General features: G+C 32.5%; 22 protein-coding genes and 2 rRNA genes (1 of these 24 cut by a window edge). 9 read left to right on the top strand and 15 right to left on the bottom strand.

Going from position 1 to position 26,013, the window contains the following annotated elements; translation table 11 throughout:
- Positions 1–640 (top strand): 23S ribosomal RNA (locus ACZ2G2_RS00410) (it extends 2,181 nt beyond the left edge of the window).
- Positions 641–741: 101 nt separating this feature from the next.
- Positions 742–848 (top strand): 5S ribosomal RNA (rrf, locus tag ACZ2G2_RS00405).
- Positions 849–1,356: 508 nt separating this feature from the next.
- Here the strand turns inward: rrf and ACZ2G2_RS00400 are convergent.
- The 8 genes from ACZ2G2_RS00400 to trmD all read right to left on the bottom strand — a co-directional run bounded on the left by ACZ2G2_RS00400 (position 1,357) and on the right by trmD (position 10,797).
- Positions 1,357–1,599, bottom strand: a complete 243-nt coding sequence (locus ACZ2G2_RS00400; RefSeq protein ID WP_090842305.1) for a DUF6095 family protein — start codon at positions 1,597–1,599, stop codon at positions 1,357–1,359.
- Positions 1,589–2,407: an N-acetylmuramic acid 6-phosphate etherase gene (gene murQ / locus ACZ2G2_RS00395; RefSeq protein WP_470393373.1), complete on the bottom strand. Its 819-nt coding sequence runs from the start codon at positions 2,405–2,407 to the stop codon at positions 1,589–1,591. The genes ACZ2G2_RS00400 and murQ overlap by 11 nt, the downstream gene beginning before the upstream one ends.
- A 104-nt stretch (positions 2,408–2,511) precedes the next feature.
- Positions 2,512–3,324 carry a DUF4249 domain-containing protein gene (locus ACZ2G2_RS00390; RefSeq protein WP_282070385.1) on the bottom strand — a complete coding sequence of 271 codons (813 nt, stop codon included), beginning with the start codon at positions 3,322–3,324 and terminating at the stop codon, positions 2,512–2,514.
- Positions 3,325–3,330: 6 nt separating this feature from the next.
- Positions 3,331–5,706, bottom strand: a complete 2,376-nt coding sequence (locus ACZ2G2_RS00385) for a TonB-dependent receptor (RefSeq protein WP_470393372.1) — start codon at positions 5,704–5,706, stop codon at positions 3,331–3,333.
- A 213-nt stretch (positions 5,707–5,919) separates the two neighbouring features.
- A complete protein-coding gene (locus tag ACZ2G2_RS00380; protein WP_470393370.1) occupies positions 5,920–8,145 on the bottom strand; it encodes an NADP-dependent isocitrate dehydrogenase in 2,226 nt (741 codons plus the stop codon).
- Positions 8,146–8,300: 155 nt separating this feature from the next.
- Entirely contained in the window at positions 8,301–8,873 is a 573-nt protein-coding gene (locus tag ACZ2G2_RS00375; protein WP_470393369.1) for a pentapeptide repeat-containing protein, read from the bottom strand.
- Between the two features lie 695 nt (positions 8,874–9,568).
- Positions 9,569–9,922: a 50S ribosomal protein L19 gene (gene rplS / locus ACZ2G2_RS00370; protein WP_090842292.1), complete on the bottom strand. Its 354-nt coding sequence runs from the start codon at positions 9,920–9,922 to the stop codon at positions 9,569–9,571.
- 197 nt (positions 9,923–10,119) lie between these two features.
- The gene (gene trmD, locus ACZ2G2_RS00365; RefSeq protein ID WP_101203803.1) at positions 10,120–10,797 is read right to left on the bottom strand and encodes a tRNA (guanosine(37)-N1)-methyltransferase TrmD; all 678 of its coding nucleotides are present in this window, start codon (positions 10,795–10,797) and stop codon (positions 10,120–10,122) included.
- A gap of 208 nt (positions 10,798–11,005) precedes the next feature.
- On the opposite strand from trmD, the gene ACZ2G2_RS00360 reads away from it, so the two are divergent.
- Positions 11,006–12,643, top strand: a complete 1,638-nt coding sequence (locus ACZ2G2_RS00360; protein ID WP_470393366.1) for an ABC-F family ATP-binding cassette domain-containing protein — start codon at positions 11,006–11,008, stop codon at positions 12,641–12,643.
- Between the two features lie 4 nt (positions 12,644–12,647).
- Here ACZ2G2_RS00360 and ACZ2G2_RS00355 read toward each other — a convergent pair whose 3' ends face one another.
- Genes ACZ2G2_RS00355 through ACZ2G2_RS00345 form a run of 3 tightly spaced genes read right to left on the bottom strand, consistent with a single transcriptional unit; the run spans position 12,648 to position 15,468 of the window.
- The gene (locus ACZ2G2_RS00355) at positions 12,648–13,577 is read right to left on the bottom strand and encodes a DUF4421 family protein (protein WP_470393364.1); all 930 of its coding nucleotides are present in this window, start codon (positions 13,575–13,577) and stop codon (positions 12,648–12,650) included.
- 2 nt (positions 13,578–13,579) lie between these two features.
- A complete protein-coding gene (locus ACZ2G2_RS00350) occupies positions 13,580–14,251 on the bottom strand; it encodes an SIR2 family NAD-dependent protein deacylase (RefSeq protein WP_470393362.1) in 672 nt (223 codons plus the stop codon).
- Positions 14,252–14,253: 2 nt separating this feature from the next.
- On the bottom strand, positions 14,254–15,468 hold the full coding sequence (locus ACZ2G2_RS00345) for a tetratricopeptide repeat protein (protein WP_470393360.1): 1,215 nt from the start codon (positions 15,466–15,468) through the stop codon (positions 14,254–14,256).
- Positions 15,469–15,573: 105 nt separating this feature from the next.
- Here ACZ2G2_RS00345 and ACZ2G2_RS00340 point away from each other — a divergent pair, with 105 nt between their 5' ends.
- Complete coding sequence (locus tag ACZ2G2_RS00340; RefSeq protein ID WP_470393358.1) at positions 15,574–16,407, top strand: CHRD domain-containing protein; 834 nt, start codon at positions 15,574–15,576, stop codon at positions 16,405–16,407.
- 63 nt (positions 16,408–16,470) lie between these two features.
- Complete coding sequence (locus ACZ2G2_RS00335) at positions 16,471–17,130, top strand: TrmH family RNA methyltransferase (RefSeq protein ID WP_470393356.1); 660 nt, start codon at positions 16,471–16,473, stop codon at positions 17,128–17,130.
- Positions 17,131–17,249: 119 nt separating this feature from the next.
- Here ACZ2G2_RS00335 and ACZ2G2_RS00330 read toward each other — a convergent pair whose 3' ends face one another.
- From ACZ2G2_RS00330 to ACZ2G2_RS00320, 3 genes are all read right to left on the bottom strand, one after another.
- Positions 17,250–18,095 carry a carboxypeptidase-like regulatory domain-containing protein gene (locus ACZ2G2_RS00330; protein ID WP_470393355.1) on the bottom strand — a complete coding sequence of 282 codons (846 nt, stop codon included), beginning with the start codon at positions 18,093–18,095 and terminating at the stop codon, positions 17,250–17,252.
- Positions 18,096–18,210: 115 nt separating this feature from the next.
- Positions 18,211–20,082, bottom strand: a complete 1,872-nt coding sequence (locus ACZ2G2_RS00325; protein ID WP_470393353.1) for a DEAD/DEAH box helicase — start codon at positions 20,080–20,082, stop codon at positions 18,211–18,213.
- 319 nt (positions 20,083–20,401) lie between these two features.
- A complete protein-coding gene (locus tag ACZ2G2_RS00320; RefSeq protein ID WP_470393351.1) occupies positions 20,402–20,977 on the bottom strand; it encodes a non-canonical purine NTP diphosphatase in 576 nt (191 codons plus the stop codon).
- A 75-nt stretch (positions 20,978–21,052) separates the two neighbouring features.
- Here ACZ2G2_RS00320 and ACZ2G2_RS00315 point away from each other — a divergent pair, with 75 nt between their 5' ends.
- A complete protein-coding gene (locus tag ACZ2G2_RS00315; protein WP_470393350.1) occupies positions 21,053–21,232 on the top strand; it encodes a hypothetical protein in 180 nt (59 codons plus the stop codon).
- A gap of 79 nt (positions 21,233–21,311) precedes the next feature.
- Positions 21,312–23,474: a prolyl oligopeptidase family serine peptidase gene (locus tag ACZ2G2_RS00310; RefSeq protein ID WP_470393348.1), complete on the top strand. Its 2,163-nt coding sequence runs from the start codon at positions 21,312–21,314 to the stop codon at positions 23,472–23,474.
- Positions 23,475–23,492: 18 nt separating this feature from the next.
- Here the strand turns inward: ACZ2G2_RS00310 and rlmH are convergent, their stop codons facing one another.
- Positions 23,493–23,966 (bottom strand): 23S rRNA (pseudouridine(1915)-N(3))-methyltransferase RlmH, encoded by a 474-nt coding sequence (gene rlmH / locus ACZ2G2_RS00305; protein WP_101203794.1) that lies wholly within the window; start codon positions 23,964–23,966, stop codon positions 23,493–23,495.
- A gap of 113 nt (positions 23,967–24,079) precedes the next feature.
- On the opposite strand from rlmH, the gene nadC reads away from it, so the two are divergent.
- Together nadC and ACZ2G2_RS00295 are read left to right on the top strand one after the other, a co-directional pair.
- Entirely contained in the window at positions 24,080–24,940 is an 861-nt protein-coding gene (nadC, locus tag ACZ2G2_RS00300; protein ID WP_282070402.1) for a carboxylating nicotinate-nucleotide diphosphorylase, read from the top strand.
- Positions 24,941–25,083: 143 nt separating this feature from the next.
- Complete coding sequence (locus tag ACZ2G2_RS00295) at positions 25,084–26,013, top strand: YihY/virulence factor BrkB family protein (protein WP_090842266.1); 930 nt, start codon at positions 25,084–25,086, stop codon at positions 26,011–26,013.

Raw genomic sequence — 26,013 nt, 5'->3', positions numbered from 1 at the left:
GACTGGGGTGGTCGCCTCCAAAAGAGTAACGGAGGCTTCTAAAGGTACCCTCAGCACGGTTGGTAATCGTGCGTAGAGTGCAATGGCATAAGGGTGCTTGACTGAGAGACCTACAAGTCGATCAGGTTGGAAACAAGAGCATAGTGATCCGGTGGTTCCGTATGGAAGGGCCATCGCTCAAAGGATAAAAGGTACGCCGGGGATAACAGGCTGATCTCCCCCAAGAGCTCATATCGACGGGGGGGTTTGGCACCTCGATGTCGGCTCGTCACATCCTGGGGCTGGAGAAGGTCCCAAGGGTTGGGCTGTTCGCCCATTAAAGTGGCACGCGAGCTGGGTTCAGAACGTCGTGAGACAGTTCGGTCTCTATCTACAGTGGGCGTTAGAAATTTGAGTGGATCTGACTCTAGTACGAGAGGACCGAGTTGGACTAACCTCTGGTGTATCTGTTGTTCCGCCAGGAGCATTGCAGAGTAGCTACGTTGGGAAGGGATAAGCGCTGAAAGCATATAAGCGCGAAACCCACCACAAGATGAGATTTCTTTAAAGGGTCGTAGGAGATGACTACGTTGATAGGTCATAGGTGTAAAGGCAGTAATGTCATAGCCGAGTGATACTAATAACCCATAGGCTTATTGTACGCCTGTTTTTTATAAAGTTCAATACAGATTTTCATGAATCATTTTTTCAATATGTTATTTTATACGGTTAAGTAGTTACTACTACATACACCGAAAGATTTAAGGTGATTATAGCGATGGGGCTCACCTCTTACCATTCCGAACAGAGAAGTTAAGCCCATTTGCGCCGATGGTACTACATTGTGGGAGAGTAGGTCGTCGCCTTTTTAGAGAACCCTTCATATTTATTTATGAAGGGTTTTTTTGTGCCTTATACTCAAATAAATAAAGGGTCGGAGTAAATGCAAAAAGCCAAAAAAAAGAAGTAAAGAGGCAAAAGGAAAAAGGCAAAAGACAGAAGTAAATAGCTAAAAGTGAAAAGCTAAAAGTCTAAAGTAAATAGGGTAAAGTAAATAGGTATAAGTAAATAGGGAAAAGTAAATAGGGAAAAGGAATAAATGACTATAGCACAGTTATAAACTAAGGTTCAATAAAGGGATTAATCTCTAGGTCGGAATATTATATTTAAATTAGTAAACTTTTAAAACTTGAACATTTAACTTAAAGGATAGATTAGTAAATTATCATCATTATTAGTTTAAAATAAAAGCCTCTAATATTATTAGAGGCTTTATTATTTTTAAAAAGTAGTATTTAAATTATAAATTACTATTCTGTGGAGTAGATGTATTTATGTTATTACTTTGGTTAGTTAGTGGTCTTGCAGTGCTTAATTCTATTTAGTCTTATTGCTTTTGAAAAGACTATCTAAAATTGTATTTATACCTTTAAAAGCCATAAATACAGCTAATACACATATTAGTATTGCAATTATTAATAGTGGAATATAGAAATCTCTTTCTTTATTACTTAATACGAGATAAAGTAGTGTAGGACCAACAAACATTAGTAACATTGCTATACCCATTTGTTTTACTCCTTTTACAAGAATATCTTTGTCTGTTGATTTAGTTTCCATTGTTATAATGATTTATTGCATTTCTAACACTTTTGTGTGTTTTTAATAAACTTTCTGCTTCTGTATAAGTTATGTTTAATTCTGACATTATCATTTTTGTACCTCGGTCTACTAGTTTGTCATTACTTAGTTGCATGTCTACCATTTTGTTTCCTTTTACTTTACCTAGTTTTATCATGGTGGTGGTAGATATCATGTTGAGGACAAGTTTTTGCGCTGTACCTGCTTTCATACGTGAGCTACCTGTTACAAATTCTGGTCCTACTATAACTTCTATAGGAAACTTTGATACTTGGCTTAACGGGCTATTACTATTTGATGTAATACAGCCTGTTAATATGCCTTCTGAATTACATTGTTTTAATGCTGCTATTACGTATGGAGTAGTACCTGATGCTGCTATACCTATTACTACATCTTTTTTTGATACGTTATGTTGTGTAAGATCTTTCCAACCTTGTGTTTTAGAGTCTTCTGCAAACTCGACTGCTTCTCTAATAGCTTTATCTCCTCCGGCTATTAGTCCTATTACTACGTTATAAGAGACTCCGAAGGTTGGAGGACATTCTGATGCATCTACAACTCCTAGTCTTCCGCTTGTACCTGCACCTAGATAGAATAGTCTTCCGCCTTGTTCTAATTTATTTACAACTTGCTCTACTAATGTTTCTATTTGTGGTATTGCTTTTTGTACAGCTTTTGGAACAGTATTATCTTCTGTATTTATATTTTGAAGCAAGTCTGTTATAGACATTTTTTCTAAATTGTTATAATTTGAATCTTGCTCTGTTGTTTTTGTAAATTTCATAGTTTAATGCTAGTACTGATTTGCGTTAGGGATTGAGGCATTTGTTGAAGCTCCTCGCAGAGAGCGACTACCGAAAGCGCGACCCTTGTGGTAACGCCCAATAATTATTCTACAATATAGGTAAATTGGAAAGCTTCTGACACTCTAAAGTAACCTAGTGGAAAATTATCTGGATTTGTAATGTTTACGCAGTTTCCTCTAACAGTTGCTGGTTGGGTTTGAAACGGACCGCCACCACTATCTGAGGTTTGTTGTAATAAAATATCCATGAATTGATAAAATTGTTGGGATATTCCGTAATTATTTATGGTTACTTGGTTTCCTGACTCTAGGTCTTCTTCTGAGTAAAATGCGAATATCTGATTACCGTCTGTAAATTGATCGTCATAAACTTCTAATACTGGAATTTCGGGAATATCGGATATAAACTCGTAAAAGTAGTAATTGTCTATATTAGCTGGATCAGTATAATAGGCTTTAAGCTCTATATCTTCTCCAGAAAAACCGCCATCGTTATTCTGTTCGATATAATCTATAGGAGTTACTGTTGTGAGTACTTCTGTACCTACGTACGTTTGATTTTGATATATAATAGTTAATGTATATTCTTGATTAATTTGAGGTATAAATGTTGATGTTCTATATATTCCGGTTTCAGCATCTTCTAAAAATTGAAACATATTACCATTGTTATCTTCCACAGTTACGATTGCATTATTGGCTGGTGGAACTTGTGCATCGAAAAATGGTGCAGATAATGTTAGTTTTATTTGTTGTTGAGCGCCATCTGTACCATCAAACCAATTTAATGATGCTTCTATCACTAATTTAGGGTCTGATGTTGGGACTTTTAAATCGATTACATCTTCGCAATTAAAGAGTGTAAATACTATTAATATATACAGGATTTTTTTCATTTTTAATTAAAATTTAAAATTGTAAGATACAGATGGGATTAACCCGAAAATGGCAAGTCTTGTTGCTTCGTTATTTCCTGTCATTCTGTTTTCTCCAAAAGTTATTGATGCTGCGTTGCGTCTGTTATATAGATTGTATATACTAAACACCCAATAGCTTTGGCATCCGGAAGTTTTATCTGGTTTTGGTGTGTAATTAGCCGATAAATCCATACGATGATAGGCTGGTAATCTGTCTGTGTTTCTATTACTATAACTAGGTATATTTATTCCGTTATAGGTGTATTGTCCATTTGGATATGTTGTTGGTTGTCCTGTTTGAAATAGGAAGTTGGCATTAAATTTCCATTTTTTATTCCAATCATAACTACCAGTTAAGGATATGTCATGTGTTTTGTCATAAGCTGTGTTATACCAATTACCATTATTTATACCAGTTTCGTTTGTTGTGCGCCCGGGAGTTTTCTGTTCGGATTTTGAAAGCGTATAGGCTAACCAACCTTTAAAACGCCCTTCGTTTTTTCTTAATAATATTTCTAGTCCGTATGCTCTGGCTTCTCCATTAAGGATTACTTGCTCTATAGCATCGTTAGCAATTAAGTCTGCTCCGTCTATATAATCAATTCGGTTTTGAATTTTTTTGTAATAAGTCTCTACTTCTAAACTATATTTATCATCATTAAAACTTCTAAAGTACCCTAAGGCAACTTGGTCCAATAATTGAGGTTTTACATATTTACCGCTAGGTGTCCAAACATCTAATGGTGTAGGAGAGGATGTGTTTGACAATAAATGTAAATATTGTGTCATCCTATTATAACTAGTTTTTATAGAGGCATCCTCGTTTAACTGATACGCTAAGGATGCTCTTGGTTCTATATTTGCGAAACTTTCTATAACATCACTTTTATTATAAGATTCTGATCCTGTTGGAGTCGCTTTTTGATAGATTTGAAAATCGTTATTAAAAACAACAGCTTGATTATCTTGATACGTATTTAATTGGTCTTGCCCTAAACGTAGAAAAGAACTAATACGTAATCCGTAACTTAGGTTTAATTTATCTGTTATTTTATGTTCCGCATCTATGTACACAGCATTTTCAAATGCATATTTATCTGTTAGTTTAAATGAGTTTATTCCTGAAGTTGGCGTAGATGGTTTAATATCTCCTGGATTAAATTTATAGTAAATACTATTTAAACCATATTGTAATTTGAAGCCATCGGCTAAGTAATGTTTAAAGTCGTATTTGAAATTAAAGTTTTGAATTCCGGAATTCCAATCAAATTCTACAAAATTTAGTTTTAAACCATAATAGTAATCAGAATAAATAACAGACATATTGGAGAATAATTTATCAGAGAATAAATGATTCCATCTAAAATTAAGGACCGTATTACCATATGTGTTTTCAAAGCTATCTGAAATACTAAAGACATCACGACCAAAATAACCAGAAAGGTAAATACTGTTATTATCGTTTATATCGTAGCTTAGTTTTGTGTTTAAATCATAGAAGTAGGCTTTATTGTCTATATCAAATAAAGGTAGAAATAAATGTGCATAACTACTACGTCCACCAAATAGAAAAGACCCTTTGTCTTTTTTTATAGGTCCTTCTGCTAAAATACGAGATGCAACGATACCAATTCCACCATTCATATGAAACTCTTTACTGTTACCTTCTTTCTGATAAATATCTAAAACTGAGGAAACTCTTCCTCCATAACGTGCGGGAATACCACCTTTATATAATTTTATATCTTTTATGGCGTCAGGATTAAAGACGGAAAAGAATCCAAATAAGTGAGACGAATTAAAAACAGTAGCTTCATCCAATAATATTAGGTTTTGGTCTACAGCACCACCACGGACATTAAACCCAGAAGATCCTTCTCCAGCGTTAGTAACACCTGGTAATAGTGTGATGGCTTTAATTACATCAGCTTCTCCAAATACCACAGGAATATCTTTTATAGTTGCAGAACTAAGCGCATTAACACTCATTTGAGGTTTTTTAATGTTTAGTTTTTCTATGTTTTCTGTAATAATTACTTCATCTAAATTTTCAAAAGATTCTTCTAAACTAAAGTTTTTAGAAATATCGCTATCTAAAGTTATTGTCTGGATAGCATCAGAAAATCCAATATAAGACACAATTACTTTGTAGGTTCCTTTAGGAAGTGTGATGGAGTAAAAGCCATACTCATTAGTAACAGCACCAGTATTTAATTCTGGTATAATTACGTTAACGCTAATTAAAGTTTCATTACTACTAGCTTCTGTTATTTTTCCACTTAAAGTGAATTTTTCTTGTGCGCAGAGTACAGAACTACAAAGAAGGAATAGTATTAAGATATAGTTGGTGACGTGTTTCATTGTTTAATTTTGAGTAGTAAAAATAATGAAAATGTGCCTTAGTAATTAGTATTTAACGTTAAGATAAAATTTATTTGGGTTAACTATTTAGGCTTAATTTTCTAAGTTATTTATTATTAAACGATGGTTGTGGAAGATTAATATATTATTTATTAATAATTTGAAATAAAAAAAGCCCCCAATTGGGAGCTTTTTTATTCTATAATCAGTGACTTAGATACTTTTAAGTAAGTTGTTAAATAACTGAATAGGTCTCATTACTTTATTTGTTAATTCTTCGTTTGTTGAGTAATACCCTTCAAGATCTACTGCAACACCTTGGATATCATTTAAAGCGGATATAATTGTAGATTCTTCAGCTTTAAAAGCTAAAGCTACTGGTCCAAATTGTGCTTTTAAAGCAGCATCCTTATCTTGGTTTGCTAATGCTTCTGCCCAATACATTGCTAAATAAAAGTGACTTCCTCTGTTGTCAATTTCACCAACTTTTCTTGATGGTCCTTGTTTGTTTTCTAATAATTTTTCAGTTGCATCATCTAATGCATCACCTAAAACTTTTGCTTTTGGATTATTATTTACTTGACTGAAATGTTCTAAAGATACAGCAAGTGCTAAAAATTCTCCTAAACTATCCCAACGTAAGTGGTTTTCTTCAAGTAATTGTTGTACATGTTTTGGAGCAGATCCACCAGCACCAGTTTCAAATAAACCACCACCGTTCATTAATGGCACAATAGATAACATTTTGGCAGATGTACCTAATTCTAAAATTGGGAATAAATCTGTTAAGTAATCACGTAATACATTTCCAGAAACAGAGATTGTATCTTCTCCAGCTTTTACTCTTTTTAAAGTAAACTCAGTTGCTTTAATTGGAGATAAGATATGAAGTTCTAAACCTTCAGTATCGTGATCTTTTAAGTATGTATTTACTTTTTTGATTAATTCTGCATCATGAGCTCTGTTTTCGTCTAACCAGAAAACAGCAGGTGTTTGAGATGCTCTAGCACGAGTAACTGCTAATTTTACCCAGTCTTGGATTGGTGCATCTTTAACTTGACACATTCTCCAGATATCTCCAGCCTCAACATTATGAGAAATTAATACATTACCGTCAGTATCAATAACGTCTACTTTACCGTCTGCAGCAATTTCAAAAGTTTTGTCATGAGATCCGTATTCCTCAGCTTTTTGAGCCATAAGTCCTACGTTTGGAACTGTTCCCATTGTTGTTGGGTCAAAAGCACCATTTTCTCTACAAAAATCGATTGTTGCAGTATATATTCCTGCATAACTACTATCAGGAATTACAGCTTTAGTATCTTGAGCTTTACCATCCGCATTCCACATCTGACCAGAGTTTCTTATCATTGCAGGCATTGACGCATCAATAATTACATCACTTGGTACATGTAAGTTGGTGATTCCTTTATTACTATCTACCATTGCTAAAGCAGGGTTTGCTTTGTAAGCAGCATCAATATCTGATAATATCGCGTTACGTTCAGCTTCTGGTAACTCACTTAAGTTACTTAGTAAATTTCCGAATCCGTTATTTACGTCAACACCAATTTTATCAAATGTTTTGCTGTATTTAGCAAATAAATCCTTAAAAAACACACGTACTGCGTGACCAAAGATGATAGGGTCTGAGACCTTCATCATTGTTGCCTTCATATGTAAAGAGAATAACACTCCTTTTTCTTTAGCATCTTTAATTTGTGCTTCTAAAAAAGTTAATAATGCTTTCTTACTTAATACAGTACCATCAATAATTTCTCCTTTTAATAACCCTAAGTTATCTTTTAAAACAGTTTCATTTCCTGATGTATCAGTATGTACTATTTTAATACTAGTTGCCTCAGCTAATGTCACAGACTTTTCGTTGTTTGCAAAATCACCTTCTGTCATTGTAGAGACATGTGATTTAGAGTCTTTAGACCAAGCACCCATTGAGTGTGGATTTTTCTTAGCGTAATTTTTTACTGCTTTTGGAGCACGTCTGTCAGAATTACCTTCACGTAATACTGGATTTACAGCACTACCTTTAATTTTGTCGTAACGTAGTTTTGCGTCTTTTTCTTTGTCATTTGTTACTTCTTCTGGGTAACTTGGTATAGCAAAACCTTTTGCTTGTAATTCTTTTATTGCAGATTTTAACTGCGGAATAGAAGCACTAATGTTTGGAAGTTTTATAATGTTAGCTTCTGGCGTTTTGGCTAAAGCACCTAAAAAAGCTAAATCATCAGACACACGTTGGTCTTCTGTTAAGTAGTCTGGAAAGACTGCTAATATTCTTGAAGCAAGTGAGATGTCTTTAGTTTCTAATCCTATTCCTGAAGAAGCTGTAAAAGCTTGTACTATTGGTAAAAATGAACGCGTCGCTAAAGCAGGAGCTTCATCTGTTATAGTATATATAATTTTTGGTGTATTTGACATAAATATATATTGTGTATTAGTTTAATTTTAAGCTTGGCTAAGATACAAAAAACAGGAGGTATTTTAAAGCGAAAACGTTTACTTAACACTGCAATTGGTTGGAAAATAAATTGAAGCTTAGTTTATTGCGGAATTAATAAAAAAAGAATAATATATTAAGAAATATGGATTTTGTAGCTGTCTAGCAAGCCATGAATTTCCGCTTTCGAAAATTTAGCACCTTTTATTTTGTTGTTTTCGGGATTGATAGAGTAGTTGTAGGATGTTAAAAAGCTAGCATGCTCTACATTAGTATTAAAAAATACAGCATGCTTAAAGTCACACGCGTTAAAATTTGATTTTGAAAAGTTTGCTTCTGTTAATTCTGTCTTATCAAATGTACATTTGTCAAACTGCGTATTGACTAATTTAACTTGATAAAATGAGGCAAAATTAAGTTGACAATTCTTAAAGGTAATAGACATTAACAACTGATTACAGTCATTAAATAATACTCCTAATAATTTACAGTTTTTAAAAGTTACATCTTTAAAGGTGGTATCTGATGTTTTACTATTGCTTAAATCACAATCTATAAATTCACATTCTAAAAAAGTACTTATAGACAGGTAGCTTGCGTTAAAATTACAGTTTATAAAACTACAATTGTCATATTCCCCTTTTTGTAGACTATTGATGGTGAAGTCTTCATTTTTAAACGTTTTGTCCGGTATAAAGGGTAAGTGCATCAGTTGTTTTTGTATGGTTATACAATATAAATGGTTTTATTTTAAAACAGGATGATTTTATATAAATTACAAAAGCCATAACATAATAGATCTAACTATTGTTGTTATGGCTTTTTTGAGATAACACTATGTTGTCTTATTTAATTTTCATTAAATCAATCCAAAACTTACGTTTTACATTTTTTCAGAACAAACTAACATTAAATCAATAGTACATTTGGGTGTAACTTTCAAAATGTATTGACTTGTTACTAAATGCACCTGGTAATTGCTTTTCTTGATGCGTACTTTATAGTCCTTGTTTACACAATAACTACTTTTCTTTTGCATTGTTTTGTTTAAATACATTTGCTTTCGCTCCTGTAGTTTACTTAAAACTTTCAATCTTACTAGTTAAATCCTGCGTGCATGATTCACTTTTTAAAATATCATGGTTTTTAATTGACATGACTACACATATTATTTTAAAACCTCAAAAAACAATTAAACTAACTCAAATTCAATTTTTGATTGAAACCAATATTACTATTGTTGTTAATTGTTTTACTAAATTACGTTTTATCTTCAAGATTTTACAAAATATAACCACTTAGTTATTAACTAGTTGTGAACCGTAGTTATTAACAAAAGTTAATAACGCAAAAAAGCCTAACTTATAAAAGTTAGGCTTTTTATTATGTGTAAGGTTGAAGATATTATTTTCTTCTAACTTCTTTAATTCTAGCTTTCTTACCAGTAAGACCTCTAAAGTAAAAGATTCTAGCACGACGTACTTTACCTTTTTTGTTAACTTCAACTTTCTGTAATGCAGGTAAGTTAACAGGGAAGATACGCTCTACACCAACTGTTCCTGACATTTTTCTGATAGTAAATGTTTCAGAAGAACCAGTTCCTCTTCTTTGAATTACTACTCCTCTAAAAAACTGAGTACGTACTTTTTCTCCTTCTCTAATTTCGTAGTACACAGTAATTGTGTCTCCAGCTGAAAATTCAGGGAAGTCCTTTTTAGTTACAAACTCGTCTTGTACAAATTTTATTAAAGATTCCATCTTTATTTTATTTTTAATGATTGATTCAGAGCAACATTCACGTATCTCGCCAGAGGTTAATCCGAATTTGGGTGCAAATATAAGTAAAAACTAAAAAGTATAAAGTATAATTGTTAAAAAATTTGAAGCTTTTTTTAACCTAATTTCACTGTGGTACGTTGTTGTTTAAAGTCTTGTTTATTAGTTGTTTAATTGGATTATTTATCCAATAAATCTGGGCGTCTTTCTTTTGTGCGTTGGTAAGCTTGGTCTTCTCTCCACTTATCAATGTTAGCAGCATGACCACTTAATAATATTTCTGGAACTTCTAAGCCTTTATAGTTTCTTGGTTTTGTATAAATAGGAGGAGCTAATAAATTGTCCTGAAAACTATCCGTTAAAGCAGATGTTTCGTTTCCTAATACTCCCGGTATTAATCTTATAACAGCATCACAAAGTACAGCAGCACCAAGCTCTCCTCCAGACAACACATAGTCACCAATAGAAATTTCTTTAGTAATAAGTAAATCACGAACACGTTGGTCCACACCTTTATAATGTCCGCAAAGGATAATAATATTTTCTTTTAATGAAATATGATTCGCAATACCTTGGTTAAGTGTCTCTCCATCGGGTGTCATATATATAACCTCGTCATAATCTCTTTCTTCCTTTAGTTTAGAGATGCATTTATCAATGGGTTCAATACTCATGACCATACCGGCTCCACCACCAAATTGTGTGTCGTCAATAGATTTATAGTTACCTGTAGTGTAGTCTCTTAAATTATGAAAATGTACTTCTACCAGGTCAGCTTCTATAGCGCGTTTTAATATTGATGCTTCAAACGGGCTTTTTAGTAATTCTGGTAAAACAGTTATTATATCTATTCTCATGGTTTTGCTTTATAGTTTGCAAAGATAGAAGAAATGTTTGGATGATTCTACGCCAATTTATTCTCGTTTTTATCCTAAAAAGTAAGATGATTTGTTGTTGTGTCTATTTAATAGGAGTGTTTTTAATCATATTTTTATAACAAAGTCAAATGTAGATTGGCTTAAATACTAGTCTTTTTATTACTTTCGCAGCATTAAAAAACAGACTATGATTTCTATAGATAATTTGGCAGTAGAGTTTAGCGGTACCGCTTTGTTTAGTGATGTATCTTTTGTGATTAATCCAACGGATAAAATTGCTTTAATGGGAAAAAACGGAGCAGGTAAATCTACCATGATGAAAATTGTTGCAGGTAGACAAAACCCAACAAGAGGACATGTTAGAGCACCAAAAGAAGCTGTAATTGCTTATTTACCACAGCATTTATTGACAGAAGATAATTGTACTGTTTTTGAAGAGGCAGCTAAAGCGTTTAAGCATGTTTATGATATGCGAGACCAGATGGAAGTACTTAATAAAGCGTTAGAAACTAGGACGGATTACGAGAGTGATGAGTATATGTCTATTATTGAGCAAGTGTCTGATTTAGGTGAAAAGTACTATGCTTTAGAAGATGTTAATTACGATGCAGAAGTAGAAAAAGCTTTAAAAGGATTAGGCTTTAGGCAAGATGATTTTACAAGATTTACTAATGAGTTTTCTGGTGGATGGCGTATGCGAATTGAATTGGCAAAAATTTTATTACAAAAGCCTGATTTAATTCTATTAGATGAGCCCACTAACCATATTGATATAGAATCTGTTATTTGGCTAGAAGATTTTTTAGTTAATAAAGCGGATGCAGTTATGGTAATATCGCATGATAGAGCTTTTATTGACAATATTACAAACCGTACTATAGAGGTTACTATGGGACGTATTTATGATTATAAAGCTAATTATAGTCATTATTTACAGTTAAGAGAAGATAGACGTGTACATCAAATAAAAGCGTATCAAGAACAGCAAAAGTATATTGCGGATAATATGGCTTTTATTGAACGTTTTAAAGGAACATATTCTAAAACTAACCAAGTGACTTCGCGAGAGCGTATGCTTGAAAAACTGCAAATTATAGAGATTGATGAAGTCGATAATTCTGCATTAAAATTAAGTTTTCCTCCGGCACCAAGATCTGGAGATTATCCTGTATCTGTACAAAACTTAACCAAAAAGTATGATGATGTTGTGGTCTTTAGTGATGCTAACATGTCAATTAAAAGAGGGGAGAAAGTTAGTTTTGTTGGTAGAAACGGAGAAGGTAAGTCTACAATGATTAAAGCTATTTTAGGTCAAATAGACTTTGAAGGAGAATGTAGTTTAGGTCATAATGTTCAGGTTGGGTATTTTGCTCAAAACCAAGCGGCTTTGTTAGATAACGATTTGACTGTTTTTCAAACGGTGGACGAAGTTGCAAAAGGAGATGCTAGAACAGGTGTAAAAAATATTTTAGGTCGCTTTATGTTTAAAGGCGATGATATTGATAAAAAAGTAGGTGTTTTATCTGGAGGAGAAAAAACAAGGTTAGCTATGGTTAAGTTATTATTAGAACCAGTTAACTTGTTGATTTTAGATGAACCTACAAACCACTTAGATCTTAAATCTAAAGACGTATTAAAAGAAGCTTTAAAAACATTTGATGGGACATTAATACTAGTGTCTCACGATAGAGATTTCCTGCAAGGTTTATCTGAAAAGGTATTTGAATTTAAAGAGCAACGTGTTATTGAGCATTTTGAAACTATTGATGCCTTTTTAGAACGCAATAGAATTAAGAGTATTGCAGATATTAATTTAATGAAATAAGTGTTTAGAGATTAAATCTGTCTTCAATAGATTTAGCCGTTCGTTTTAAAAATTTAGGAGCAATAAATCGGTAACCAAAGTACAGACTAGCATAGCTTTTGTCTGTTACAACACTTTGTGTAAGCTTTTTATTTACAGCGTTAGAGTCAAAATTGAAACTAGCACCTGCGCTAATAGTTTCTGAGGTATACCCAAATTGTAATGTAAAGTCTAAAGCACGAGTAATAAACGTGTTTTTGGTTGTTGCTATTTGGTCTATTTTTTCTGTTGTAAAACGAACCCCTAAAGCAGGGGAGATAGAAGAGGAGATAAACCAATGTTCTTTAAATGCCCAAGTATAATAGTATGCCGGAGCTATTGCAATGTCAAAGCTGTTTTCTGCAATTTTTTGATTGTCAATAGTATTACTTAATCTATTAAAACCATACCTTAATGTCGGGACTAAGCTTCCTGCAGTTTCTCTCTGCCATTCAGTAAGGTGCGTCAAGTGTTTTAAAGAAAAATTATCATTCAACACATAAGATGTGGTACCAATCCAACTAGTTGTTTTTAAATTAGGGAATTGTGCTAATACATCTGCATGATTATCTTGATAAAATCCTTTGACTTTTCTGTATTCAAAACTCTGTATCCATTGTTTTATAAAAATATTTAACTGGGGATTGATAAACTTAGACTTGAAATTAGAATTACGACTGCTTGGAGAAAATCCTACTTTTAAACCTAAAAGCTTATAGTTAGCAGCGACTTGTAATCTGTACGTGTTATTTGCATTTACAATAACAGATTGCCCATTATCTTGGATGGAAAACGACTCGGACTGCGTGCTAATATTAGATTTTACTAGTAAATTTTCTTTAAATGAAATCACAGCATTCTGTCCACAAACAAAAGTTGTGATAAATATTGAAACAATTAAAAATGTATATTTCATAATTATAGTACAGAAATAAAGGTGTTGATGCCTTCTGTTGCAGATTCAGCAATAACAGTTACCTTTTTAGAGCTAGAAATAGATGGGTTTGGATCAATAAAAAAGGTAGGCGTATTTTCCGGTACATAATGCATTAAGCTTGCTGCGGGATATACTTGTAGTGATGTACCTATAATTAATAATTTATCTGCTGTAGCACAAATCTCTACAGCTGTATCAATTAACGGTACTGCTTCTCCAAACCAAACAATATGCGGACGCAATTGGTTTCCGTTTTTATCTAAATCCCCTAGATTAAGATCTTTTTTCCAATCAAAAACTAGAGCTTCATTTTTTGTACTCCTTACTTTTAATAATTCGCCATGTAAATGTATGACGTTTGTACTACCTGCGCGTTCGTGCAGATCGTCTATGTTTTGCGTAATTATGGTTATTTTAAAATGCTTTTCTAAATTAGCTAATTCTAAATGTGCTTTATTGGGCGCTACTTCTAGTAACTGTCGTCTGCGCTGGTTATAAAACTCTAATACTAATTCTGGATTAGCCTCAAAACCCTCAGGAGAGGCGACTTGCATAACATCATGACCTTCCCATAAACCATCAGCACCTCTAAACGTTTTTATGCCACTTTCTGCACTCATACCCGCTCCAGTAAGTACTACTAAATGTTTCATAATTAATTTGATGTTTTTATTTTCCAAGCTTTATAAGGCTCAGACTGGACTAATACTTCTAAGATGTTTTCGCCATTATCATCATCTTCTTCAACATAATTAATTATATCTGCCCTATCATAGCCTTCGCTAATTAATATTTCTATATAGGTTGTAGCATCTTTAAAGTTTTCCATCATTACTAAAGTGCTTAAATAACCAGCTTGACCTTCAAAAAAATCAGGATAGTTATCAATTATATATTTATAGTTGTTAAGTGCAAAGTCATAATTTTCGTCATAAAACGCAACATTTGCTTTTATAAAGTTTAAAAAATCGTCTTCTGTTTCTTCTTGTAGTTGATTAATTACTTGTATGGCTTCAAAGTAATCTTCTTTATAGACATAATAATCAATTTTGTTAAGCACAATAGTTGGATCGTCTTTATAGGTTTTTATTAATTCTTCTAAAGTAGCAAGATATTTTTCGTCATCAACGTTACTTGCCATTAAAGACTTAAATATTAAGAAAAACTTTTCTTTAGACAGCTTAGAGGTTATACCATCCATTAATTTGTAGGCTAGCTCAAAATTTCCTGATTTTTTATATTGTATGGCTTGAAATAGTTCTGTAACACCCTCGTCTTTTGTTGTTTCTATTAGTCCTAATATTTTTTTATTGGGTGCTACATAAGTCATTAATCTTGACATGGTGGTGGTAATATTTTCTCCAGCAAGATATAAGTAGATGTCGGATATTAACATCTCAGAATCCTTTTTATGGATTCTATAATCATGATAATTTAATCCACCTTCGGCAGAGTATAGTCTAAAAAGGATATAATAGGTTTGTAAATTTTGATCATACCTGTAGTTTACAAAATCGTAATACGCACCATTTTCTACTTCGGTTATAATTTCTTGTGGAAATAAGTCCAAGCCTTGTTTAATTCCTTTGACAAAAGATTTTAGGTAATCACTATTTAAATCTGGGGTAGTATTGTCTTGCAGAATACGTTTTAGTAATGCGTTTTTATACAGTTTTCCAACAAAAGGTTCTGATTGGTTATTAAGTACTGAGCTTTCTATTAAATTACCTAAAGCAACTACTTTTTCAGAATTGGTGTCGTTATACGTAATTGTATCATTAGGATTAAAATTAGCATTGTTTTGAGCAATAGCAAAAATTGAAAATAATAGATATAATGATAAAGAGAGGATTAGTTTGTTTAGTGCCATTAAATTTTTTATTACTTTTGATATTAGATTATAAACTTAAGATTAATTCCCTTTAATATCTTAATGCTTAGTAAAAAATAAGTCATTCATTTAAAAAATTAATCCATGAAATCCTTTCACTACCTTTTTATTATTCTTTCTATTACGTTATTTACTAATTGTTCGGACGATGATGTTTCAGAACAAATAATGTCTTTAGAATCCGAAATTTTTAATATTGCAACTGTAGGTTCTTCTGGAGTTTTTGGTACTATTGAATATTTTAAAAACTCTAATAGTACAATTACTATCGAAATTAATTTGGTTGGTATAGCGGTTAGTCAATCTTATCCAGCTACAATATATTTTGATACTGCTGTAGAATTTGAGCAATCTACTACAATGGTTGCATTAAACCTGGAACCTGTTGATGGTAATACAGGAAAAAGTAGAACCACTTTTTCTACTTTAGAAAACGGGACAGCAATTACTTATGAAGAATTATTAAATTTTGATGGTAATGTTGTCATTAATCAAAGCGGTACCAGCACATCAGTTTTAGCGCAGTCAGATATTGGTCAAAATATTGTAACTACTAATAATATAAACTATGCTTTAAATGGGGTTGATGTTACTGATATTTCAGGAGTAATAAGTTTTTCAGAACGTGTTAACGGAGAGGCGCTAGCTGTAATTACATTAACTGGTAGTCCAGCAGGCGGTATGCATCCAGCACATATACATGTTGGTAGTGTCGCAACAGCACCTGGTGCTATTATGTTTAGCTTTACACCTGTTGATGGTACAATGGGTATTAGTAAATCTAATATCGCTAAATTGGACGATGGTACACCGTTTGGGTATACTGACATTTTAAATGTTAATGGCTACGTAAACGTACATTTAAGTAGTACTAATTTAGGCACTTTAATTGCACAGGGTAATATTGGTATAAACTAATTATAAATACAAATTTTTACAAAAGCCTGATGGTAATCCCATCAGGTTTTTTAATTTTAAAATATGGTAGATTTACAATTATTAGAACATTTAGAGACCTTTTTAACAGACCACCGATTGGAGCGTTTTAACAAAGTCCTTAGTCAGCGTACTAAACACTTTACTGTAGCTACAGAGGATGTCTATCAATTACATAATACCAGCGCTGTGATGCGTAGTTGTGATGTTTTTGGACTACAAGAGTTAAATATTGTAGAAGAAACTAATAGTAAAAGTATTGATAGAGAAATTGCAATGGGTGCACAAAAATGGGTCGATTTAAACAGGTACCATTCGGTTAAAGAGTGTATCACAGTTTTAAAAGCTAAAGGGTATCAAATTGTGGCAACCACACCTCATACGGACGATTGTGATTTATATGATTTTGATGTGACTAAAAAGTCGTGTTTTTTCTTTGGAAGAGAAACAGATGGCTTGTCCGAAGAAGTTTTAAAACAAGCCGATAGTTTTTTAAAAATCCCAATGGTTGGCTTTACTGAAAGTTTAAATATCTCTGTAAGCGCAGCAATAGTATTGCAGCATGCAACTTCTAAATTGAAAAAAACAGATATCGATTGGCAACTTACGGAAAATGAATTGCTTGAAAAAAGACTAGATTGGTGTAAGAAAACTATTAAAAGTTACGATGAGATCACGACCCGTTTTTACAATACAAAAAAATAGAGTAGTGCTAGGCTTATAATAGCGTGCTACATTAAATAAGTGGTAGTCACTTTAAGACATAAAAAAATCTCAAATTATTATAATTTGAGATTTTTTAATTTTATGATAGGTGGTAAAGATTATATTCTTTTTTTACGACCTCTATTTAATACTTTATATTCCTCATAACACTCGCTAATAGCGTCTAATATTTGAAGGTCATTAGCAGTGCTTACAAACTCTAAAGAGTAATTACATTGGCTAACAATCTCGTCTAAATCAACTTTGTTAACACCTAATAAAGCAATTAGTACTTCTCTGTCAAACCTGTTAGCTAAAGTGTTTCGGATGTTGTCATCCTCCTTCATTTGCTTCAACTTACGTAACTCTTTTCCTTTTTTGCTAAAGGTGTTATATAAAAAGTCTAACGGATTAAATATTGATCCTAAAACCTTGGTAACAGCACTAGGTTGTTTTTTTCCAGCTTCATAACCGTTTGATAATCCTGAGATACTATATCTATAATTGTTGTTTATTTTAACTTGTTTGATGTCTACTTCTAAATAACCAGTTAATTGCAATCCAGTAACTACAACTTCCTCTAAAGCTAAAGCTAGCTCTGTTAATGTAATTGTAGATTTATCAATTCTGTCAACCCAGTCATTAGTTACTTTAACTTTAATAGATTTAAAACCTAAATAAGATAAGTGTAAAGTATCATTAGCTCTTGCACGTAACTCAAATTCTCCTTTAGAGTTGGTTGCTGTACCAATAACTTGATTTAAGTTAACAATATTTACGTTTTCTAGGGGCTGTTTTGATGTAGCATCAATGATAATACCTTTAACGGTAGAATCTGATTTTAAAGCAGTAGAGTCACTGACTTTTTTAGCAGTTGTGTTTTCTTTAGCCTTGACACCTGCGTCCTGAGAGAACCCAAAAGTTATGCTTAAGGTAAAGAGTAATATAAAAAGGGAATACTTCATGTAGAATAGTTAGAATATAAAAATAACAAAGAAAACGCTAAAAATGACGTCTTCTTTGTTATTTGACTAAATATTAACAAAAAGGTTTAAGTTTTTGCTATTCTAAAACTATGTTTTAATCTTTACGTCTAGATCTAGTTGGTCTAGAGTGAGATGTTTTAAATTCAGATTTATCTCTGTCAGTACGACTTGATCTATCAGAACCACCTTCGTTGCTTCTGCGTCTGTCACTTCTGCTAGAACTGTCATCGCTTCTTCTTGAAGAACGTCTTTCTCCTCTTGGTTTATCATCACGACGTCTTCCGCCACCATTTCCACCTTCACGACGTCTTCCACCGCCACCGCCACCACGGTTTCTATCACGACCACCACCACGACTTCCGCCTCTGTCTTCTGTAACTTCTACATTAACAAAACGTCCGTTATCTTTGTAATCTGTAAAGAATGCTAAGACTTTTTCTTGGTGTTCTTTTTCTGTATTAAAGAAAGAGAATGTTTCTTTTACATCTACTTTAAAGACATCATCACGACCTAAATCTAAAACTTCTTTTAAGAAATCTTTTAATTTCATCCAGTCATAACCATCTTTTTCTCCAACATTAATAAAGAAACGTGCTGCGCTTCCAGAAGATTGTGGTCTTCCTTCACGACCTGAGTCTCCACCTGCAACATTTAAGTTTTTAGATTTTTGATAGTAGTTAAAGAAACGTGTAAACTCTACAGAGAAGAATTTTTTGATAAGTTCTTCTTTTGAAGTGTCTTCAAATAAAGCGTTGATATCTCCTAAATACTTATCAATCTCATGATTGATTTCTGTGTTATGTATCTTATTTGCTAAAGACATTAATTGCACTTCGCAAATAGCCATTCCGTTAGGAATTTCTTTTAATTCAAATTTCTTGTTGATTATACGTTCGATACTTTTTAATCGACGTACTTCACTTTTAGAAACAATTACCATAGATACACCTGTTTTACCAGCACGACCTGTTCTTCCAGAACGGTGTGTGTATGTTTCTATCTCGTCACTTAATTGGTAGTTAATTACGTGAGTAATATCATCTACATCAATTCCACGTGCAGCAACATCTGTTGCAACAAGCATTTGGATTTGACGTGATCTAAATTGTTTCATTACAATATCACGTTGATTTTGAGATAAATCACCATGTAAAGCTCCTGCACTGTATCCGTCTTCAATTAAGTTTTCGGCTACTTTTTGTGTATCACGTTTTGTTCTACAAAATATAACTGAAAAGATATCAGGGTTTGCATCTGCTAAACGTTTTAAAGCTTGGTAACGGTCACGAGCGTTAACCATGTAATATTCGTGAGAAACGTTACTTGTACTTTCATTTTTATGACCCACAGTAATTTCTTGTGGATTAACCATAAACTTCTTAGCAATAGTTGAAACTTCTCTTGGCATTGTAGCAGAGAATAACCATGTGTTTTTGTCTTCAGGAGTACCAGATAAAATTTCTGTAATATCTTCCTTGAATCCCATGTTTAACATCTCATCAGCCTCATCTAAAACCGAATATTGGATTTTAGTAATGTCAACTAAGCGACGATTAATCATATCTTTCATACGACCAGGCGTAGCTACAATAATTTGTGCGCCACGTTTTACTTCTCTTGCTTGATCAGTAATACTTGACCCACCATATATAGCAACAACATTTAAACCTTTACAGTATTTACCGTAGGCTTTCATTTCGTTTGCTATCTGTAAACAAAGTTCACGTGTTGGAGATAATATTAAACCTTGAGTAGTACGACTATTTACGTCTATTTTCTGTAACATAGGAAAACCAAATGCTGCAGTTTTACCAGTTCCAGTTTGCGCTAACGCAACTAAATCTGTGTCTTCGTTTAATAAAATTGGGATTGCTTTTGCTTGTACTTCAGATGGTGTTTCAAAACCTAAATCTTCTATACCTTTTAATAGATCTTCGTTTAGACCTAATTCTTGGAATGTGCTCATTCTTTTATTTTATGTATTTCAATGTCAATCTGTTTGGTGTTACAAATAGAAGCGCATTGAATATACTTAACCTAAACTTCTAATAACACATCCTCTCTCTGAGGAATATATAAACCCTCATGGGTTTTTCAAGGTGCAAAGGTACGTTTTAATTCTGGATATTCAATCTTTAATAGATTATCCTTGTTAAGTACAGTAAATAAAAGGGATGTGGTGTTTTTTGTTAAATCTGATTAAGTAAAATGACGTTTTAAATTGGTCTAAAAAAGGTTGTTTTACGCTAAAAGAGGTTTGTTTTTTTAATTACTGATTTAAAAGTTTAAAGTCTATTTAAAAAAGCAACTAATTGTTGTACAGCTTTACCGCGGTGTCCAATGCTATTTTTTAATTTTAAATCCATTTGTGCAAATGTGCTGTCATAACCATTGGGTTTAAAAATAGGATCGTAACCAAACCCTTTGACTCCTTGTTTGGAACTAGTGATTTCGCCTTTACAAATACCTGTAAATGTGTCCAAGTTATTGTTTAAATGTAATGCAATAACCGTTTTAAATTGCGCGTTTCTATTATCTTTTTCTTTTAGGTTTTCTAATAATAAGGACATGTTATCATTGTCATTGCGCTGTGGACCAGCATATCGGGCACTAAAAACGCCAGGTGCCCCGTTTAAAGTTTCAACTTCTAAACCGGTATCGTCTGCAAAGCAATCAAAGCCATAATGTAGTTTTATGTACTCTGCTTTTTGTACGGCATTGCCTATAATATTTGGTTGGGTTTCTGGCACGTCTTCAAAGCATCCAATATCTTTTAAGCTTAACAACTTAATATGTGACGGTATTAAGTTTTGGACTTCTTTGACTTTATTTTGGTTGTTTGTCGCGAAAACGAGTTGCATAATGGGCTTTTTGTTGCAAATTAATAATAACTACTAATTTTTGTAACAAAATTTAAGTTTTTGTGTCTAATAAGCATGAAAAAATTAATCTTAATAAACGCAATTGTTTGGGCCACTATTATTATTGTAGGCGCATACCTTTTTAAGGGAGACGAAAACTGGAAATACTTTTTCGGTTTAATACTAGTCGCTTTTTGTATAGTTAATGGTTTAATGGCCAATCTTATTAAAAAAGATAAGAAGACGTGTTGTTAGTAGGTAATATAAATCCTACTTTTTTCTTTATTTTTTAACAATTGATGTACTTTAGCTCCAAATTTCAAAAAAACTTTTAATGCTTAGATTTATTATTATCACTTTTATTATTAGTGCATCTACTTTTGCAAATGCTCAAAAAAAACAAGATTACCCATTAACGCCAAAAGATGCTACAGTTGATGTTTATTTTGATGAAAAAATAGAGGATCCTTATCAATGGATGGAGAATTCTGAAGATATTAGGATGTCAGATTGGTTGGATGAGCAAACTAAAATCACTGATAAAATAAAAAAGCGATACACAAAATGGTGGATGCTTAGAAGTCAGATAGCAACCATGTATCATGGTGTGCGTACTAAAGAAATTTCCACTTACAAAGAAAAAGAAGATAGTTTAAAAAGTAAGTATGAATTTGATTTAAAGAATTTCAATTCAAGCAGAGCAGCTGATTTAGTGTATAGAGTAAGAGGTCAGAAAAACTACAGGAAGTTAGTAAGGATTAAAGATTTTATGCTGGATAAAGACGATAATGTTATAATTACTAATCGTTATTTGAATGAAGAAGATAATTTAATAGCTATCGAAATGTCCCATAATGGAGGCGATTGGAGAGAGGTGTATTTCTTTAATTTACTAACAGGGGATCTGTTTGAAAATAAATTATCTAATTTAAGAGCTAGTAGTAATGTAATATGGCAAGGTAGAGATGTTATTTATGATTCTTATGATGAAGCAGAAGCCGGAAGAGAACTTTTAGATAAGGCTAAGGGACAAAAGTTATATTATCATAAATTGGAAGATAATCAAAGTCAGGATAAATTATTGTATCAAAATGGAGACACATCAGGGACCAATAGGTTTTCTTATTTTAAGCTGAATGAAAAGTTGTTTTTCAAACATTATTATACGGTAAGAGGTACTATTTACAGAGCACTATCTGTGGCTAACATAAATCCAGAATCGTTTTATTTAACTAACTTTTTATTATATCCAAATACACCAGGTCTTTATGTTAGTGTGGAGGAACTGTTTGGTAATACGGCTATTTTAAATACAAATTGGGAGGCTACTAATGGTAGAGTTTTATCTGCGGATATTACTGAGTTAAATAAAGTGTCAGAGTTAATAGGAGAGTATGATATTTTATTAACTAACGTAAATAAATTAGGTAAAGATAAATTGGCATGTATTTATACTGATAAAGGAAAAAATATAGCTTTAATATTTAATATGTCGGGCGAGTTATTGCGAAAGATTGATTTTCCAGAAGGAAAGCAATTAAACTATTTTTATGAAAATGAAGATAACGCAACGCATACCGATTTTTGTGTGTCATCCTTTTTTCATCCTAAAATATGGTATCAATTAAATTTGTCAGACTTAACATTTAAGCCAACGCAAGTGTTGTCTGTACCATATAAAGTAGAAACTTTAGAGACAAGATACATTAATTATAAGTCCAAAGATGGTACGGAAATACCAATGTATATCTCATGTTTAAAGGATACTAAATTAGATGGGAGTAACCCAACGTTGTTGAGAGGTTATGGAGGCTACGGAACAACTATTGTTCCTAGTTTTGACGAATCTTTAACCTTATGGTTATTGCATGGAGGTATTATTGCGGTGCCTAATATTAGAGGTGGTGGTGCAAAAGGAAGTGATTGGGGATTAGCAGGGCGTGGATTAAATAAGCAGGTTGCAATTGATGATTTTATTGCTGCTGCAGAATATCTTATATCTGAAAAATACACTAATAAAAATAAATTAGCTATTAATGGTGGGTCACACGGAGGATTATTAGTTGGGGCAGCTTACACGCAAAGACCAGAGTTGTTTAAAGCCGCCATTGCTGATGCAGGAGCTTTTGATATGCTGCGATTTTCAAAATTTACAGTTGGTTCTGTAAATACTAATTTAAACGAGTTTGGGTCTGTTGACAACGAAGAAGATTATTTAAACCTAAAATCATATTCGCCATTACATAATATTAAAGAAAACGTAAGTTATCCAAACCTCATGTTAATTACAGGTAAAGAGGATGATAGAGTGCCTCCATTACATTCTTATAAATTTTTAGCAACACTTCAAGAAAAAGGAAGCGACAAGTCGCTTTACAGTTTATTACTTATTGATGGTGCTGGGCATGGAGGCGCATTAAATAATCAGGATTTTGAAAAATTAATCTTATATAAATACGCTTTCCTTTTTGATCAATTAGACGTTAAAATTGACTAACAACTGTGTCTTTTTCTATCACCTATGATGATAAGGTTCATTCCTTAAAATTGTAAAACCACGATATAACTGCTCAATAACAAATAAGCGCACCATTTGATGGGAAAATGTCATCTTAGATAATGATATTTTTCCTTGTGCTTTTGCATATACTTCAGGGCTAAAACCATAAGGCCCTCCAATAACAAAAACAATTTGCTTAGCTCCAGAGTTCATGTGTTTTTGTAAATAGTTAGAAAAACCGACGCTATCAAATTGTTTACCGTTTTCGTCAAGTAAAATTAAGACATCAGTTGGTTTTAGCTTTCCTAAAATAAGATCACCTTCTTTTTGTTTTTGCTGGTCTTCGCTTAAATTTTTTACTTTTTTTAAATCTGGAATAATTTCCAAATCAAAACCTATATAAAAACCTAAACGTTTTGTGTAGTCGTCAATTAGCTGTTGTAATTGCTTATTATCGGTTTTGCCAATGGCTAGAAGTTTTATAGTCATGTGCAAATTTACAATTTATGAGATAAGATGCGTTAATTTTTTAGTTTGAAAAATGATAAATCAAAATAGTAAATCAAAAATGTATTGTTATTTTTACATCAAATAAGAAACACATGATAAGTCAAGCGCAATTTGATAAAGAAATAGAATTAATTATAACTAACGCTATTAGAGAAGATGTTGGAGATGGTGATCATAGTTCATTATCTTGTATTCCTGCATCAGCGCAAGGTAAAGCTAAGTTGTTGGTTAAAGACGAAGGGATTATTGCAGGGGTAGAATTTGCTAAGCAGGTATTTAGCTATGTAGATGCTGACATGAAGGTCGAAACCCTTATTGAAGATGGGAGCAGAGTTAAATATGGTGATATTGTGTTTTATGTTACTGGTGCATCACAATCTATTTTAAAAGCGGAACGATTAGTGTTGAATGCTATGCAACGTATGAGTGCTATTGCAACAAAAACAAGACAGTTTGTAGACCTATTAGAAGGTACAGGAACAAAAGTTTTAGACACACGTAAAACAACACCAGGTATTAGAGCTATTGAAAAATGGGCAGTTAAAATTGGTGGCGGAGAAAACCATAGGTTTGCTTTATACGATATGATTATGCTTAAGGATAACCATATAGATTTTGCTGGTGGAATTACTAAAGCTATTCAAAAAACAAAACAATATTTAAAAGACACTAATCGTGATTTAAAAATTATTGTAGAAGCTAGAGATTTAAACGAAATCAAAGAGATTTTAAAAACCGAAGGTGTTTACAGAATACTAATAGATAATTTTAATTACGAAGACACTAAAACAGCTGTAAAACTAATTGGTGATCAATGTTTGACGGAAAGTTCTGGTGGAATTAACGAAAAAACAATCAGAGACTATGCTTTATGTGGTGTTGATTTTATTTCGTCAGGTGCATTAACGCATTCTGTTTATAATATGGATTTAAGCTTAAAAGCGGTAGATTAATTTAATAGTTTAACTATTTTAAAAGGTTAATAATTAACCAATAGACGTCTTAAAACTATCATTTTTAACACCGTAATAGCTAAGCATTTACACGAAAAGTGTTATTGATAAAAAGTAAAAGCAAATCAAACAATTAAAATTAAATGTCTCAAGCCATAGAGGAGAAGCTTAACAAAATACCGGTGGTTAACATTTTGGTTAAACTATTGGGTAAAATAAAACTACCTGGCTTGGTGGGGTTATCTATGTACGATTTAATTGAATTGTACATTATTGGCATTGTAAAGGGGGCATTAACAGCACGAGCAAGTGCAATAGCTTATAGCTTTTTTATGGCATTATTTCCGTTTTTGCTATTCGTGATTATTGTCATTCCATATATCCCAATAGACGATTTTCAAACAGATTTTTTGGTCTTTTTAGAATCTATTTTGCCACCAACAACATCAGATTTTTTTTCCGATAATATATTTAATAATATAGGAGGTAATCAAAACGGAAGCTTATTATCCTCTGTGTTTTTGTTATCTATTTTTTTAATGGCAAACGGTATTAATGCCTTGTTTTCTGGGTTTGAAAACTCATATCATGACCAATTAACACGTAATGTGTTTAAACAATATTTATATGCGTTAGGTATCGCTTTAATTTTATCCTTTTTACTAATTGTGACCGTTGCAGTTTTAGGATATTTTAATATATATGTCATCGATAATTTAACAGATCGGGGTTATATTGCCAAGCGTCAAGTTAGTATTTGGAGTACATTAGCACAATATGGTTTTTTTGTAGTTATGGTGTATATGGCAACCGCAGTGTTATATTATTTTGGAACAGCAGAAGGAAAGTCGTCTAGGTTTTTCTCCATTGGAGCACTGTTTACCACAATACTAATTTTAGTGACTTCCTTTTTATTTGGGATTTACATCGAAAATTTTGCACAGTACAATGAGCTGTATGGCTCGATTGGTGCATTATTAATTTTATTATTTTATTTATGGCTTAACGCAAATATCCTATTATTGGGGTTTGAGTTAAACATGTCTTTAAAACAACTTAAAAAAAGTTTTTAA

The organism is Olleya sp. KKT75, from assembly GCF_055635485.1.
Note: the sequence above shows the minus strand (reverse complement) of the source record. Positions and strands in the feature narration are given on the sequence as shown.